The following is a 14,003-nucleotide window of genomic DNA, read 5'->3' on the forward strand; positions in this document are numbered from 1 at the left end:
AAGGTGATCGCCTCCGCGTTCGCCGATCTCGGCTTCGACGTGGATATCGGCCCGCTCTTCGCGACACCCGCGGAGGCGGCCCGCCAGGCGATCGAGAACGACGTCCACATCATCGGCGTGTCGTCGCTGGCGGCCGGCCATCTCACGCTGGTGCCGGAGCTCAAGGGGGAACTCGCGAAGTACGGCCGCGACGACATCATGATCGTGGTGGGCGGCGTGATCCCGCCACAGGACTTCGACGCCCTTCATCAGGCCGGAGCTTCGGCGATCTTCCCGCCCGGCACCGTCATCGCCGATGCGGCCGTGAACCTGATCGACGACCTCAACCGGCGCCTCGGCTACGGGCCGAAGCAGGCGGCGGAGTAGCGCCGCCCGGGGTGGATCGTCACTGCGCTCGCACCCGGTGCCGCAGGCATTGGCGGATCTCTCAAGTCTTCACCGTTAACACTGCCTTCATCATCGACCGCGAATAGGTACTTCCACCTAATTGCCCGCCCTCCGATCCATGAGAAACATGTCTCAAAGACCAAGTTTTTCATTGATCACTTTGCGGAGCACCGATGTCGGTCAATCTCGACGGATATTCACTGACTTTCTCTGACGAATTCGCCGGCTCCTATCTCGATACGTCGATCTGGGGCACGCAATACTGGTGGGGCGGCCGCACGATCGCGAGCAATGGCGAGATGCAGTATTTCGCCGACCGCTCGACGCCCGTCATTCGGCAGAACCCGGCACTCGATCCCTTCTCCATCGTGGCGGATCCGATAGAAGCCGGGGACGGCATCCTGACGATCACGGCGCGGCCCTCGCCCGATCCAGGTCTGACCGACGGGCTCCCCTACGTGTCGGGACTCATCAACACCCATGGCACCTTCTCGCAGACCTACGGGTATTTCGAGATTTCGGCCCAGGTGCCGTCGGGCCAGGGATTATGGCCCGCCTTCTGGCTTCTGCCGCAGAGCGGCAACTGGCCGCCGGAGATCGACGTTCTGGAACTCCTCGGCCACGACCCCGCAACCTACTATGTCGGGTCTCACTGGACCGACAGCCGCGGCGGCCATTTCTACGACACGCAGGGCATCTCCGCCGGGGTCGATCCTTCGCAGGACTTCCACGCCTACGGCACGATGTGGACAGCCGATGCCATCACCTTCTATCTCGACGGGACGGCGGTCTACTCCATGCAGACGCCTGCGGGCATGAGCGAGCCCATGTATCTGCTCGCCGGACTGGCCGTCGGCGGCAACTGGCCGGGCGCGCCCGACGAGACGACCCGGTTCCCGGCGGAGTTCAAGATCGACTACATCCGCGCCTGGTCGCTCGACACGCCATCGTCGATTCCGACGACCACGCCCAGCCTGAAGGGAACCTCCGGGGCCGACCTTCTCGTCGGCGACGCGAATGCGAATGCCTTGAACGACATCGTCTTCGCCTATAGCGGCAACGACACGCTCGAGGGCCTGAGAGGCAACGACACCCTGGCGGGCGGCCATGGGGCCGACACGTTCCTCTACCGGACAGGGCCGAGCGGAAACGACGTCATCGTCGACTTCGACCCCATGAGCGGCGACGCGGTTCGCGTCACGAAGGCCATCCTGGGCCAGAAGAATTTCTCCGGCCTCTACCGGATGATCAAGGACAACCCGGCCGGCGATGCGGTCCTCAAGCTGGCGGATGGCGGCTCCATCACGTTCGAGGGCGTCAGCAAGGCGCAGCTCGGTTACGACGACTTCTTCATCGTGTGACCTTGCCGCGGGCGGGCACGGCGTCGTGCTACGACCGCTCGATCGCCCGCTTGATCACCTGCTGCACGTCCTTGTTCGTCAGGAACAGGTCGTGGTTGATGATGCCGCCGCCGAACTCCGAGGCGTCGGCCACGCGCACGCCGAGGGATTCGAGCCGCTCGCGATCGGCCGCGCCGGCCCGGATAATGCCGCCTGCAAGACGGCTCGAAACGGCGAGCGCCCGGTCGTTGGTGGAGCTGATGACCGTGATCTTCTTCGCGTCGGGCCCGAGACGTTCGAGGCCGCGGGCGAAGAGGTCGATGTCGATGTCGGGGGCTGCCAGCACCACGGCGCCGATGCGGTCCATGGCGTTCTCACCGCCCGAGGCGCGCAGCATCCGCAGGGTCTCGAGGGTGAGAAGGGTGCCCATGCTGTGGGCCACGATGTGGATCCGCCCGCCGCTCGGGGTCTTGGCGATGGCGGTCAGCAGATCCTCGAGAGCGTCGCGGGACCACATGGCGCTTTCGCGATCGGCCACATAGCTGAAGGTCGAGGCTGCGGACGGCCAGGTGAACAGGCCCGTGACCCCGGCGAACTTGATGCCCTCAGACAGGTCGATGGTCGACGTCGCGGCCGTCTCGAAGCTCTCGCGATAGCCGTGAATGTAGAGCAGCAGGTTGTGCCCGAAGGCCGCCTGGGCGAAGGCCTGAGCGGCATTGCTGTGATCGACGTTCTCGACCTTCGCGATGCTCCAGCCGCTGCTCCCGATGAAGGAATCCGACGGCGGCTTCAGGCGCGCTTCCGCGAAGACGAGGTCCGCCGAGCGCTCGCTGCTGAACCAGGGCTTCTTCGGCGGATCGCCCACCGGCAGCCGCGTGGTCGCCACGAGGAGTTTCGGATCCCGGGCGAGACCGACCTGCGACGAGACCGGGCTGGTGAGGGCCGAGTCCTCTCCGAGGCATCCGGACAGGGCAAGGCCGGCAAGGCAGACGAGAGCAAGGCGCGAAAAGGGAAAGAGCATGAGGCCGGGTTTCAAGAGACAAGGGGGCAACGCTGTTTTGTCCTCGATCATGGCATGCGCAAGGCAGAGGACCGTCGATGACCCGTTCAAGCAGGAAGACGGTAAACCAAAGGTGAACGACGGCGTCCCCGTGTCGCCTTGATGGTGCGCCGGCGCATCCGTACTTTTGCGTGATGCTTGCCTTCCTGTCCCGTGTCTTCCTCGTCATTGTCGGCCTGTTTGTCCTGCCTCTCGGGGCTCATGCGCTCTGGTGGGCGATGCGCGACGACGTGGCGCCGAGCTGGCGCGCGGCGGATTGGTCGAGCGCGAAGCTGCTGCCGGCCGCATCCGAAGCGCCTCAGGCCGTCGTGGCCGTCTATGCGGCGCGGGTCGGCCGCTGGCGCGGCATCTTCGCCCACCACACCTGGGTGGTCGTGAAGGAGGCCGGCGCACGCACCTATACCCGCTACGACAAGGTCGGCTGGGGCAGCCCAGTCCGCACCAACGGCTGGGCGCCGGACGGCCGCTGGTTCGGCAACGCGCCGCATCCGGTCGTCCTGATCGAGGGAGAGGCGGCGGAACGGCTGATCCCGCAGGTGCGCCAGGCGGTGGCGAGCTATCCCTACCAGACCTTCGGCGCCTACAACGCTTGGCCGGGTCCGAACTCGAACACCTTCGTGGCCCATGTGATGCGGTCTGTCCCGGAACTCGGCGCGGCGCTCCCGCCGACGGCCCTCGGCAAGGACTGGCAGCCGTGGCGGGACATGGTCGGCCTGACGCCAAGCCGCACAGGCATCCAGATCTCGCTCGGCGGCTATGCGGGCCTCGCGCTCGGCTGGGTTGAAGGCATCGAGATCGATTTCATGGGGCTCGTCGCCGGCATCGACCTGCGCCGCCCCGCCGTCAAGATTCCCGCCTGGGGACGAATCGGCATGGACCCGATCACCTGGTGAACGCGGCACCGAGACGCTTCCCGTCTCGCTGAGCGAATCGTTCGACGCAGACCCGGAGGGCCGCGTCAGCGAAATCCGAGTCCACTTTTGCGCACGATGCGCTAAAGCTCTCCCATGACCGGGGGCTCGCAGCGAAAGACGGAGATTACGGCCGAAGCCGTGGCAGGGGGCGACCGCGCTGCGCTCGCGCGCGCCATCACCCTGATGGAATCGCGCCGCCAGGATCATCGCGAGGCGGCCCGCGCGCTCCTGCAGACGCTGATGCCCCGCACCGGCCGGGCGGTGCGCATCGGAATCACCGGAGTGCCTGGCGTCGGCAAGTCCACCACCATCGATACCTTGGGGGCGATGCTCACAGAACGAGGGCACAAGGTTGCCGTTCTGGCGGTGGACCCCTCCTCCACCCGCACGGGCGGCGCGATCCTCGGCGACAAGACCCGCATGGCCCGGCTCGCGGCCGATCCCAACGCCTTCATCCGCCCCTCGCCGTCCTCCGGCACCCTGGGCGGCGTCGCGGCCAAGACCAGGGAGACCATGCTGCTCTGCGAGGCGGCCGGCTTCGACGTGATCCTGGTCGAGACGGTGGGGGTCGGACAATCCGAAACAGCGGTCGCGGACCTGACCGATTTCTTCCTCGTGCTCATGCTGCCCGGCGCGGGCGACGAACTTCAGGGGATCAAGAAAGGCATCCTGGAGCTCGCCGACCTGATCGCCGTCAACAAGGCGGACGACGCGGGCGCGAAGGCCAAGGCGGCCGCCGCCGAGTACAAGGCCGCGCTGCACATCCTGGCGCCGGCCTCCGCCACCTGGACGCCGCCCGTGCTCACGATCTCGGGACTGACAGGCCAAGGGCTCGACGAGGTCTGGGACAAGGTGAAGGACCATCGCGCACGCCTGGAGGCCACGGGGGAGCTCGCCGCCAAACGCCGGGCACAAGACACGAAATGGATGTGGGCCCTCGTCCATGAGCGCCTGTACGAGCGCCTGCACCACGATCCCGCTCTGCGCCGGCGCGTGCCGGAGCTCGAACGGGCCATCGCGGACGGCACCCTGTCGCCGACCGCTGGGGCGATCGAGATCGCGACGCTGCTGGGACTCTAGCGCCAGCCATGCTCACAGGTCCACGCCCTCACCGGCCTTATGCCGGTGGCTCCACACCTCTCCGGCGCAGCACTCTTCCGAGCGGGATAGCCGGGACGAGCCCGGCCATGACGTGACGAGCCAATGAATCCTGACGCCCCTATCCGGAATTCCACCTGATCTTGCGCGCGAAAACCGCTTCACTGGATAGGTGCCCGACGGGCACCCGCAAGAGCGAACCGCGTCGTGATCGATCGGCTGCATCAGCTGCCCATTTTCATGGGCGCCGTCATCGTGTGCCTTTTCTTCCTGGTGCCGACCCTGATCGGTTCGGTGCTGCTGCAGCCTGCGGTCGGACGCCTCCTGCGCGACGAGCGGGACCCGAACACGATCGTCGGTCTGCTCCTGAACGCCTTCACCCTCTATTACGGCGTTCTCCTCGCGCTGCTCTCGATCGCGGTTTTCGACAATTACGGTAAGGCGGAGGATGCGGTCGGGCGGGAGGCGTCCAGCGTCATCGCCCTCTACCGCACCTTCAGCGGCTATCCGGAACCCCTCCGTACCGCCCTGTCGGACAATCTTCGCCAATATGTGGACGAGGAAACCGGCCCGGGCTGGTCGTTCCAGCGCAGCAACCAGGCATCGACCCGTGGAACGCTGCTGGTGGACCAGCTGAGTCGCCAACTCATGGCCTTCAGGCCCAATCGGGATGCAGGCGAGGACCTGATCCATCAGGCCGCCCTGCGGATCTTTGAGGACTTCATCGAGCAGCGCCGCCTGCGCATCCAGGCGGCCGGGACCAGCGTGCCCAAAGTGATCTGGTCGGTCGTCCTGGCGGGCGCCGCCCTGAACGTCTTCATCCTCTGGCTGTTCGACCTGAAGCGGACGACGCATTTCCTGCTGGGAGGCGTCCTCATGATCTTCGTCGGGCTGGTCGTCTACATGGTGGGCGTCCTCGACCGGCCGTTCCATGGCGCGCATGGGCTCAAGCCCGACGACCTCCTCCACGCCCGCCAGCAGATGAATCCGAGACCGTGAGACCCGGCTTAGATCGCTCCCAGGACCTCGGAGGCCAGGCGGATCCGCCCGACCTCGATCCCGTTCCAGTTCTTGAACACGGGCTGAGCCAGCTCCTCGACGGCCCGGCGCTCCCCGGTGTCCAGGTTGAGGAAGCGCAGCACGAGACCGGCCATCATGGCCTCGGCCGCGCGGCTGTTGCCGTCCTCGGCCTTCAGGGCAACTCCGTAGCCGAGGTCGGGAAAGGACGCGCAATAGACGCCCTCGGCCCCGACCTTCACGAAGGCGCGCTCGCCGAGAAGCTCCATCAGCCTGGTGTCGAAGCGGCCCGTGCCGGCGACCATGAAGGGGTGGCGTGCCACGGCCCGGCGGATCCAAGCGGAGGCGGCTCTTCCATCACCCGGAAGGCCACTCCCGGTGCCGAACCGGGCGAAGCCGAACGCGAGCGAGGGCAGCGGGATCGCATAGGTAGGGATCGAGCAGCCGTCGATGCCGCTCTTCTCGACCGTGTGGCAGGCGCCGGTGATCTCCTCCAGGGCTTCGCGCACGCTGCGCTGCACCGGGTGGTCCGCCAGCACGTAGCCCTTCGGGTTCTGCCCCTGACCGCAAGCCAGGCAGACGAAGCCCGCATGCTTGCCAGAGCAGTTGTTGTGGAGCGCGCTCGGAGTGCCGCCCGAGGCGGCGAGCGCCCGGTTCGCCGCCTCACCCATGGGCCAGTGCACGCCGCATTCCAGGCAGCCGGCATCCTGCCCGGCCTTGGCCAGCATGGCCTTGGCGGTCGCCACATGCTCGGGCTCGCCCGAATGGGACGCGCAGGCCAGCGCGATCTCTTCGTCGGTCAGCCCGTATTTGTCCGCAATGCCGCTCTCGACCAGCGGCATCGCCTGAAGCGCTTTCACGGCGGAGCGCGGAAAAACGCGCCTGTCGACATCGCCAATCGACAGAACTGTGGCCCCTTCGGAATCCACCACCGAGACGCTGCCCCTGTGGCGCGACTCGACCAGGTTCCCGCGGGTGACCTCGACAAGAAAAGGATTGTTCATCAATGCCCCGTTTGAAAAGCGGCGGTGTTGTGGAGGCACTTATTCCAGAAGTCAAAGGGGGCATTGTTGCAAAAGCCAAAAATGGTGCCCCGGAATGGTCTGCCGGCGCGGGTTGCTGTGAAGCCCGCGCCACTCTAAACCCAAGGTTGGAACAAACAGGGAGTCTCTGATGCGTGTTGCGATGATCGGAGCGGGCTATGTGGGGCTGGTGTCGGGCGCCTGCTTTGCTGATTTCGGGCACGAGGTCTGCTGCGTCGACAAGGAGCCGGCCAAGATCGAGGCGCTCAACCGGGGCGCGATCCCCATCTTCGAGCCGGGCCTGGACGATCTCGTGGCCAAGAACGTGCGCGAGGACCGCCTGACCTTCACCACCGATCTGGCGCAGGCCGTCAAGAGCGCACAGGCCGTGTTCATCGCGGTCGGCACCCCGTCCCGGCGCGGCGACGGCCATGCGGACCTGTCCTATGTCTACCAGGCCGCCCGCGACATCGCGGCCGCCATGGACGGCTACACCGTGGTGGTGACCAAATCGACCGTGCCGGTGGGCACCGGCGACGAGGTCGAGCGCATCATCCGCGAGACCCGGCCCGAGGCCGAGTTCGCCGTGGTGTCGAACCCGGAGTTCCTGCGCGAAGGTGCAGCGATCGCCGATTTCAAGCGCCCGGACCGCATCGTGGTGGGCACTGAGGACGAGCGCGCCAAGGACGTGATGACCGAGCTCTACCGCCCGCTCTACCTCAACCAGTCTCCCCTGCTCAGCATGTCCCGGCGCACGGCCGAGCTGACCAAGTATGCCGCCAACGCGTTCCTGGCCACCAAGATCACCTTCATCAACGAGATCGCCGATCTGTGCGAGCAGGTGGGCGCCAACGTGCAGGACGTGGCCCGCGGCATCGGCCTCGACAACCGGATCGGGGCGAAGTTCCTTCATGCCGGCCCGGGCTATGGCGGCTCGTGCTTTCCCAAGGACACGCTGGCCCTGATCAAGACCGCGCAGGACCACGAGGCGCCGATGCGCATCGTCGAGACGGTGGCGGCGGTCAACAGCCAGCGCAAGCGCGCCATGGGCCGCAAGGTGATCGCCGCCTGCGGCGGCTCGGTGCGCGGCAAGACCGTGGCGGTGCTCGGCCTGACCTTCAAGCCCAACACCGACGACATGCGCGATGCGCCCTCCATCGACGTGATCACGGCGCTCCAGGACGCCGGAGCACGGGTGAAAGCCTATGATCCGGAAGGCATGGAGGCGGCCCGGTCGGTGCTGACCGACGTGGCCTATGCCCGGGATGCCTACGATTGCGCCCGCGGGGCCGACGCCCTGGTGCTGGTGACCGAGTGGGACACGTTCCGGGCCCTGGACCTGTCGCGCCTGAAGGCGACGCTTGCCGCCCCGGTGGTGGTGGACCTGCGCAACGTCTACCGCCCCGAGGAGATGCGCCGCCACGGCTTCGCCTATGTGAGCATCGGACGGGGCTGAGGACGGCCCTAGGACCTTCGGCCGTGCCCTCCCCGTATCACCGGGACAAGCCCGGCCATGACGCCGTGTCAGGTTGAACCACAGAGGTTCTCACCGGCGTGCTCCCGTGCCATATCTCCCTGATCCTCACGTTCCAGACGACGCTCCGGAGACCCCATGCAGACCTTCTTCGTCGAGATCAAATGCAAGCTCGGCAAGACCTACGCGGTCGCCAACGCCCTCGCCGACCGGGAAATCGCGTCGGAGATCTACTCGACGGCGGGCAATTACGACATTCTCGCCAAGTTCCATGTGGATGACGGGGTCGATATCGGCCATTTCATCGCGGAGAACGTGCAGGTCATCCCGGAGATCGCCGACACGCATACGATCATCACGTTCAAGGCGTTCTGAAACCTTGGCCCTGCCAGGTGACTCCAAGCACAGCCCGGAGACGGCACCCGCGATAGGATAGAGGCTCCTTCAAGGAGGAGCCGATGGCATCTCATACGGACTGGCGCGAGGTCTACGACTTCTGGTTTCCTGTCGACCTCTCGGAGGCCGACGTCGCGGCGCACTGGCAGATGCTGGCCTGGTGGATGCGCGGCGGAGCCAATGCGGAGCTGCATCGGTTCGCCCCCCTGGTGTGTGCGGCCAGGGCCGGCGAACTCGACCGCTGGCGATCCACCCCGCTCGGTCGGCTGTGCCTGATCATCGTGCTCGACCAGTTCCCACGCGGCCTGTTCGCCGGCACGCCGGACGCCTATTCCTCCGATCCGGAGACGGTGAGGTTGGCCGAGGAAGGGTTCGATAACGGGCACTACGACGCCCTGACGAGCCCTTACGAAAGGTTCTTCTATTTCCTTCCGCTAGCCCATGCGGAAGGTCCGGACCATCTGGAGCGGATGAGGCGCATCGTGGCCATCTCGGAACAGGCCCTCGACGAGGCTCCGGAGCACCTCAAGCCGGTCTGGCATTTCTCCCTCAGCCAGGCCCGAGCCAATTTCGACATCATCGCCCGTTTCGGCCGCTTCCCGCACCGGAATCCGGTCCTCGGGCGCCACTCGACGCCGGAGGAGCTGACCTACCTGGCCAAGGGCGATTTCGTTCACACGCGCTCGCTGCCGGCCTCCGCGTCGTCGGCCATCAGCGCAGTCGGATGACGTTCGGGCGCAGCCCTTACTGCACGAGCGGCGATGCGTCGGCCGACACCTCGGCTGTGCGCTCGGTCTGACGGGAGATTTCGGCCAGATAGGGGCCGATGCCCTCGTAGCGGTCGAGGCGGCGGACGATCTTCGAATCGATCTTGTTGTAGAGCTCCGCCACGCTGACCGAACGGCGCTTGCGCCCCTTGCCTTCCGTGAACAGCCCGGCATTGGCCTTCGCGGCCCTCGGGAACAGCTTGGAGGCCTTCATGTTCGGGTCCTGGTCGAGGACCTCGAGGAACCGCACGGCGCTGGAGGCGCCCAGGAAATGGGCCAGGTAGAGCTCGGCCTCGGCAAGTTCCCGCTCGCCTTCCGCCTGCAACGCCCGCTCCACGTCCTTGATCAGCTCGCCGGCCATGAGGGCCGAGAAATATGGATCCGTGCGCAGGCTCATGATCCACTCCCGGTGCTTCGGACTCACCTCCAGCTCACCGTTGACGTAGCTGATCGCGTCCGCAGCGGCCCCGAACCCGTAATCGGCCGCATGGGCGTAGATGGTCTCGATCCAGGTGCTGTCGATAAACTGGAACAGCCCTTGGGCGGACGACGTCGGCGCCTTGGCCTCGGGAGAGAGGCTCGATTCCACATCCGCCAGGGTCATCATGTAGACCGGGTCGACCCCCGTCGCATGAGCGGCCTTCAGGATGGAATGCACGAGCCAGCGCGGCACGGTGCGACCGTTGAAGGGGATCAGCTCATCCGGATCGCCTGCTGTCTCGTCCGCCAGTTCCTGCGGCGCCGGCTTGACCGCGTGGGGTTTCTTGAACGTGAACGCACCCTCGAGGATCGCCTTGAAGAGGCCCGGCTCCTTCAGGAGCTTCGGGGTGAAGTCCATTGACGCGGTGATGAGCGAGCCGGTGGTGAGCGGCTGCTCGGCCGGGGCCGCGACGGGTCTTGCCAGAAGGGCGCTCGGGAGGGTGGCGACGGCCGCGGGTCCGGCTGCCAAGCCCTGAAGGCCCAGCATCAGGCCCGCGGCCAAGGTGAGGTGAATGAAGCGGCGATGTCCGGACTTGCGCACATCCGCAACAGGCTGCGGAACCGCGCACAGCAGCGTTCTCGCGTTACTCATCATCACTAATCCCGCAACAGCCCGACCTGATGACCGGGCCTTCCCTTGTGTCGTTCTGGGACAAGGGTTGACGGGTAGATGTGACGAGAATCGGTCAGCTTGGCCATAAGAAGTAGGATTTTGCTAACCGTGTCGGCATTTTCCCCGAAAAAATCTCAGGGGTTGGCCGGAAATTTAGGATGACTGCGCGACAAGCTGCGCGTTCGTCCGCTCGAGGCGCTTCGCCAGCTCCCGCATGATCGCCAGGGACATCTGCGGGAACTGGGCCAGAAGCTCGAGGAAGACGCGCTTGTCGATTCGCAGGGCCGTGGTCGGCTCGGCCGCCATGATCGTGGCGGAGCGCGGCGTGTCCGACAGGATACCCATCTCGCCCACCAGGGCGTTGCTCCCGAGTTCGGCCACCTGGATGTCGCCACCGGGCGTGTTGAGCAGGACACTCGCCCGGCCGTCGAGGATCACATAGGCGGCGTCGGACGGATCGCCCTGGGAGAAGAAGCGCTGCCCGTTGGAGAACTGCACCCGCTCGCTCGTGAAGGCGAGGAGCTTCAGGCGGGCCGGATCCACATCTCGAAACATGGGCACCTGCCGCAAGGACTGAACCTCTGTCTCAAGCGTCATGCCACCTCTCCTGTTATCCTCTGTGCGGCAGCCGACTCGGGCCTGGCAGGCCTGGGAGCCGGAGCGGCCGTCTTGTCCGTGATGATTTGTCCGTCGCGGAAGCGCAACTGAACATCGAAAGCGCCTGCCTGTCGATCATTCGGAAGGACCATGAACAGGCTTTGTTGGTCGAGGAACTCGAGCAGCAGTTCGAGCAGCTGCTGGCTGCGGGCTTCATCGAAGGGCGCGAAGGCCCCGTCGATGACCAGGATGTCCGGACGCTTGACCAGGCAGCGCACGAGATTGACGCTCGCCCGCTCCTGCGGCGACAGGAGCCTGCCCGCTGTGCCGACCTGGTAGTCGAGGCCGATCCGCTCGATACCCTCCAGAAGATCGAGCTCCCGGACCACTGTTGCGATGGCCTCCGCGACACGGGCGCGGGCATTGGCCACCTGATAGCTGACGCGTCCGAACAGGAGGTTGTCCCGGAGTGGCGCCGCCGCGCAGTAACGCTCGGGGTCGAGGAACTCCACGCCATCGGAACCGGCCTTTTCGAGAACCTCGCGGACAAGAGCCCGCGCCTCCACGATCCGAGCCGTCAGCTGGCTGTCCAGGAGGCCGAGGCGGTGCCGGGCCTCGACATAGGCGAGCGGCAGCGCCAGAAGCCGCGTCCGGTCCTCCCGCCTCAGGGTGCCCTCGCCCCTGCCGTGCCGGCGCAGGATGGCCTCGAATTCGGATAGCTCGTCGGCGCCGATGAAGGAAAACTGCTCGAACAGGGAATGGCCGGGGGGCAGACCTTCGAAGATCTCGGTCATGGTCTCGGCGATCTGCAGGCCCATGCGGACGAGATCGTCGGTCAGACCGGCTCGGTCGATGGCGCTGCGGAACTGGCCGTTCTCGGCGAGATTGCGCCCCCTGAACTCCTCCGAGATCGGCACCCCGAAGAGAAGATTCTCGGCGATGGTGGCCTGGCTGTTGTAGCGATCCGGATCGAAGGGCTCCACGAGATCGGCCATGCCGTTCGACAGGAACGTCTCGCGCAGGCGCCGCCGGGCTTCGACGACGCGCTCCGCGAGAGCCAGATGGCGTTCGGGATCGATCCTGCCCGCGAGGCCGAACAGGTAGACGGTGTCTCCCATGCCGATGCGGTCCAGGAGATCGAGGAGGATGCGGTCGAGATCGTTCTCGTCCCTTGCGCCGACCCGCTCGTAATCCACCCAGCGGTCGCCGATGCTCTCGATCGGATTGCCCGTCTTGAACGCTTCGGCGATCCGCCGGTCCATCTCCTTCTTCTCCTCCTCCGAACGGGCCAGGGGCTTCGTCCGGAGGCCGTAGATCAGGTTGTCGCGGATGCTGCCGGGAAACAGGATGGGATCAACCCCCGCATAGGCGATCCGACGCCCGATCACGGGAACGGACAGCTGGGTGAGGTCGCGCTCCCCGATCCGGATCTGCCCACTGAACTCCGACATGCGGCGGGCCAGGATGCGCGCCAGGGAGCTCGCGGCCGCCCCGCCGTTGGATATCAGGGCGACGCTCGCAGGCAGAGTGACGGCGAAGGCGCCTCCTTCGATGATCATGTCGCCATGGGGGCCCGCCACGCGGATATCCTTGGCCACGAGCTCGCCGACCAGGGGCTGATCCTCCTCCGCCTCCTCGCGAGCCTCGAGCTGCGGCACGAGCCGCTCCTCGGCGAAATGCTGGGTGACCTGATCGTATTTCACCTGAACGTCGAGACGCTGCTGGTCCCAGTCGATCAGCTCCTTCAAGGGCGGAGGCAGCTCCCGATAGGCGCCGATGACCGCGACGAGCTGGCCGATGTCGAGGGTGCCGCGCAGGGCGAAATAGCCGCCGATGGCGTAGAAGAAGAAGGGCGTCAGCTGCGCCAGGAAGTTGTTGAGCGATTTGACGAAGAACTTCCGGTTATAGATCTTGAGCCGGATGGTGAAGAGATTGAACAGCCGGTGTCCGATCTCCGCCCGCTCCCAATCGTAGGCATTGTGGACATGAACGACCTCGATGCCGTCCTGGACCTCGGCGATGCGCCCCGCCAGCTGACGGGAGGCGATCTGGCGCTGCTTTCCAAGGCGGAGGAGCTCGCGCCGCAGCTTCGGAATGATCGTGAACTGGACGGCGATCACCGCCAGGGCGATCAGTCCGAGCCACACGTTCTGGATCATGATGAAGGCGAGCGCCGTGATCGCCTGCATGCCCAGGAAGATTGGGGTGATGAACGCATCCCCGATGAAGCCGCCGATCGGTTCGACCTCATCCTTGATGATCGTTGCGGTCTCTGAGGCTTTGACCGTGCGCAGGGCATCCGGGGTGAACCGGAGCACCATGGAGAACAGGTCGAAGCGCATCCGCCGGAGCATCCGCTCGCCCAGCACGCCCTTGGCCACGTTGATCCAGTACTTGAACGCCCCGTTGACGATGACGAAGAACAGGAACAGGGTCGAGAGGCCGAAGAGCAGACCGAGCCGGCCGACCTGGAAGCCCTGGAAGATCTCCAGAGTGCCGCCCCCGAGCCATTTCGGCCATCCATAGCTGAGATGGAGGAACGGAGCGGTGGCGTTGCCGTCCCTGAAGGCTTCGCCCTGGATGGCCTGGTTGACGATCTGCCGGGGCAGATCCAGGGACATGAAGTAGAACGGCAGAGAAGCGAGCACTACGGCGCAGACGATGAGCTGGTCGCGCTTGGAATGTGTCCAAATATACCTGAAGAGGCTCTTTTCCATTGCCCAACGGTTACCACTTCTGTACGCCTGGATGAACCTCTTTCCGATCTCGGGCAATGCCTTATTTGATCGATAGGGACCTTAGCGCGTCGTGCGGAAAAGTGGATCCGGTCGTCCGCCC

Annotated in this window: 13 protein-coding genes; 8 read left to right on the forward strand and 5 right to left on the reverse strand. The window is 65.8% G+C overall.

What is annotated here, in order from left to right; all coding sequences use genetic code 11:
* A partial coding sequence (locus KBI52_RS25180) for a cobalamin-dependent protein (RefSeq protein WP_210812123.1) occupies window positions 1–366 on the forward strand: 366 nt, incomplete at its 5' end.
* A 194-nt stretch (window positions 367–560) separates the two neighbouring features.
* Window positions 561–1,748, forward strand: coding sequence for a family 16 glycosylhydrolase (locus KBI52_RS25185; RefSeq protein ID WP_210812124.1), 1,188 nt, complete (start codon window positions 561–563; stop codon window positions 1,746–1,748).
* Window positions 1,749–1,776: 28 nt separating this feature from the next.
* Here KBI52_RS25185 and KBI52_RS25190 read toward each other — a convergent pair whose 3' ends face one another.
* Window positions 1,777–2,748, reverse strand: coding sequence for an alpha/beta hydrolase (locus KBI52_RS25190; protein WP_210812125.1), 972 nt, complete (start codon window positions 2,746–2,748; stop codon window positions 1,777–1,779).
* 173 nt (window positions 2,749–2,921) lie between these two features.
* Here KBI52_RS25190 and KBI52_RS25195 point away from each other — a divergent pair, with 173 nt between their 5' ends.
* The 3 genes from KBI52_RS25195 (at window position 2,922) to KBI52_RS25205 (ending at window position 5,798) form a co-directional block, all read left to right on the forward strand.
* Window positions 2,922–3,680, forward strand: a complete 759-nt coding sequence (locus KBI52_RS25195; protein WP_210812177.1) for a DUF3750 domain-containing protein — start codon at window positions 2,922–2,924, stop codon at window positions 3,678–3,680.
* Between the two features lie 114 nt (window positions 3,681–3,794).
* Entirely contained in the window at window positions 3,795–4,781 is a 987-nt protein-coding gene (gene meaB / locus KBI52_RS25200) for a methylmalonyl Co-A mutase-associated GTPase MeaB (RefSeq protein ID WP_173945370.1), read from the forward strand.
* A 225-nt stretch (window positions 4,782–5,006) separates the two neighbouring features.
* On the forward strand, window positions 5,007–5,798 hold the full coding sequence (locus KBI52_RS25205) for a DUF4239 domain-containing protein (protein ID WP_173945369.1): 792 nt from the start codon (window positions 5,007–5,009) through the stop codon (window positions 5,796–5,798).
* Window positions 5,799–5,806: 8 nt separating this feature from the next.
* Here KBI52_RS25205 and KBI52_RS25210 read toward each other — a convergent pair whose 3' ends face one another.
* The gene (locus tag KBI52_RS25210) at window positions 5,807–6,820 is read right to left on the reverse strand and encodes an asparaginase (RefSeq protein ID WP_210812126.1); all 1,014 of its coding nucleotides are present in this window, start codon (window positions 6,818–6,820) and stop codon (window positions 5,807–5,809) included.
* Window positions 6,821–6,989: 169 nt separating this feature from the next.
* Here KBI52_RS25210 and KBI52_RS25215 point away from each other — a divergent pair, with 169 nt between their 5' ends.
* From KBI52_RS25215 to KBI52_RS25225, 3 genes are all read left to right on the forward strand, one after another.
* Window positions 6,990–8,294 carry a UDP-glucose/GDP-mannose dehydrogenase family protein gene (locus KBI52_RS25215; protein ID WP_210812127.1) on the forward strand — a complete coding sequence of 435 codons (1,305 nt, stop codon included), beginning with the start codon at window positions 6,990–6,992 and terminating at the stop codon, window positions 8,292–8,294.
* A gap of 156 nt (window positions 8,295–8,450) precedes the next feature.
* Complete coding sequence (locus KBI52_RS25220) at window positions 8,451–8,687, forward strand: Lrp/AsnC ligand binding domain-containing protein (protein ID WP_009494007.1); 237 nt, start codon at window positions 8,451–8,453, stop codon at window positions 8,685–8,687.
* An 83-nt stretch (window positions 8,688–8,770) separates the two neighbouring features.
* Window positions 8,771–9,436: a DUF924 family protein gene (locus KBI52_RS25225; RefSeq protein ID WP_210812128.1), complete on the forward strand. Its 666-nt coding sequence runs from the start codon at window positions 8,771–8,773 to the stop codon at window positions 9,434–9,436.
* A 16-nt stretch (window positions 9,437–9,452) separates the two neighbouring features.
* Here the strand turns inward: KBI52_RS25225 and KBI52_RS25230 are convergent, their stop codons facing one another.
* From KBI52_RS25230 to KBI52_RS25240, 3 genes are all read right to left on the reverse strand, one after another.
* Window positions 9,453–10,547 carry a transglycosylase SLT domain-containing protein gene (locus KBI52_RS25230; RefSeq protein ID WP_210812129.1) on the reverse strand — a complete coding sequence of 365 codons (1,095 nt, stop codon included), beginning with the start codon at window positions 10,545–10,547 and terminating at the stop codon, window positions 9,453–9,455.
* A 174-nt stretch (window positions 10,548–10,721) separates the two neighbouring features.
* Window positions 10,722–11,165, reverse strand: coding sequence for a Crp/Fnr family transcriptional regulator (locus KBI52_RS25235; RefSeq protein WP_173945044.1), 444 nt, complete (start codon window positions 11,163–11,165; stop codon window positions 10,722–10,724).
* On the reverse strand, window positions 11,162–13,882 hold the full coding sequence (locus KBI52_RS25240) for an ABC transporter ATP-binding protein/permease (protein ID WP_210812130.1): 2,721 nt from the start codon (window positions 13,880–13,882) through the stop codon (window positions 11,162–11,164). The genes KBI52_RS25235 and KBI52_RS25240 overlap by 4 nt, the downstream gene beginning before the upstream one ends.
* Window positions 13,883–14,003: the final 121 nt, after the last annotated feature.

The sequence above is a fragment of the Microvirga sp. HBU67558 genome (assembly GCF_018069605.1).
In the GTDB taxonomy this organism is placed as follows: domain Bacteria; phylum Pseudomonadota; class Alphaproteobacteria; order Rhizobiales; family Beijerinckiaceae; genus Microvirga; species Microvirga terrae.

Coding starts and splice junctions, on each gene's coding strand:
- KBI52_RS25185 (WP_210812124.1), top strand. CDS start 561: ATGTCGGTCAATCTCGACGGATATTCACTGACTTTCTCTGACGAATTC.
- KBI52_RS25190 (WP_210812125.1), bottom strand. CDS start 2,748: ATGCTCTTTCCCTTTTCGCGCCTTGCTCTCGTCTGCCTTGCCGGCCTT.
- KBI52_RS25195 (WP_210812177.1), top strand. CDS start 2,922: ATGCTTGCCTTCCTGTCCCGTGTCTTCCTCGTCATTGTCGGCCTGTTT.
- meaB (WP_173945370.1), top strand. CDS start 3,795: ATGACCGGGGGCTCGCAGCGAAAGACGGAGATTACGGCCGAAGCCGTG.
- KBI52_RS25210 (WP_210812126.1), bottom strand. CDS start 6,820: ATGAACAATCCTTTTCTTGTCGAGGTCACCCGCGGGAACCTGGTCGAG.
- KBI52_RS25215 (WP_210812127.1), top strand. CDS start 6,990: ATGCGTGTTGCGATGATCGGAGCGGGCTATGTGGGGCTGGTGTCGGGC.
- KBI52_RS25220 (WP_009494007.1), top strand. CDS start 8,451: ATGCAGACCTTCTTCGTCGAGATCAAATGCAAGCTCGGCAAGACCTAC.
- KBI52_RS25225 (WP_210812128.1), top strand. CDS start 8,771: ATGGCATCTCATACGGACTGGCGCGAGGTCTACGACTTCTGGTTTCCT.
- KBI52_RS25230 (WP_210812129.1), bottom strand. CDS start 10,547: ATGAGTAACGCGAGAACGCTGCTGTGCGCGGTTCCGCAGCCTGTTGCG.
- KBI52_RS25235 (WP_173945044.1), bottom strand. CDS start 11,165: ATGACGCTTGAGACAGAGGTTCAGTCCTTGCGGCAGGTGCCCATGTTT.
- KBI52_RS25240 (WP_210812130.1), bottom strand. CDS start 13,882: ATGGAAAAGAGCCTCTTCAGGTATATTTGGACACATTCCAAGCGCGAC.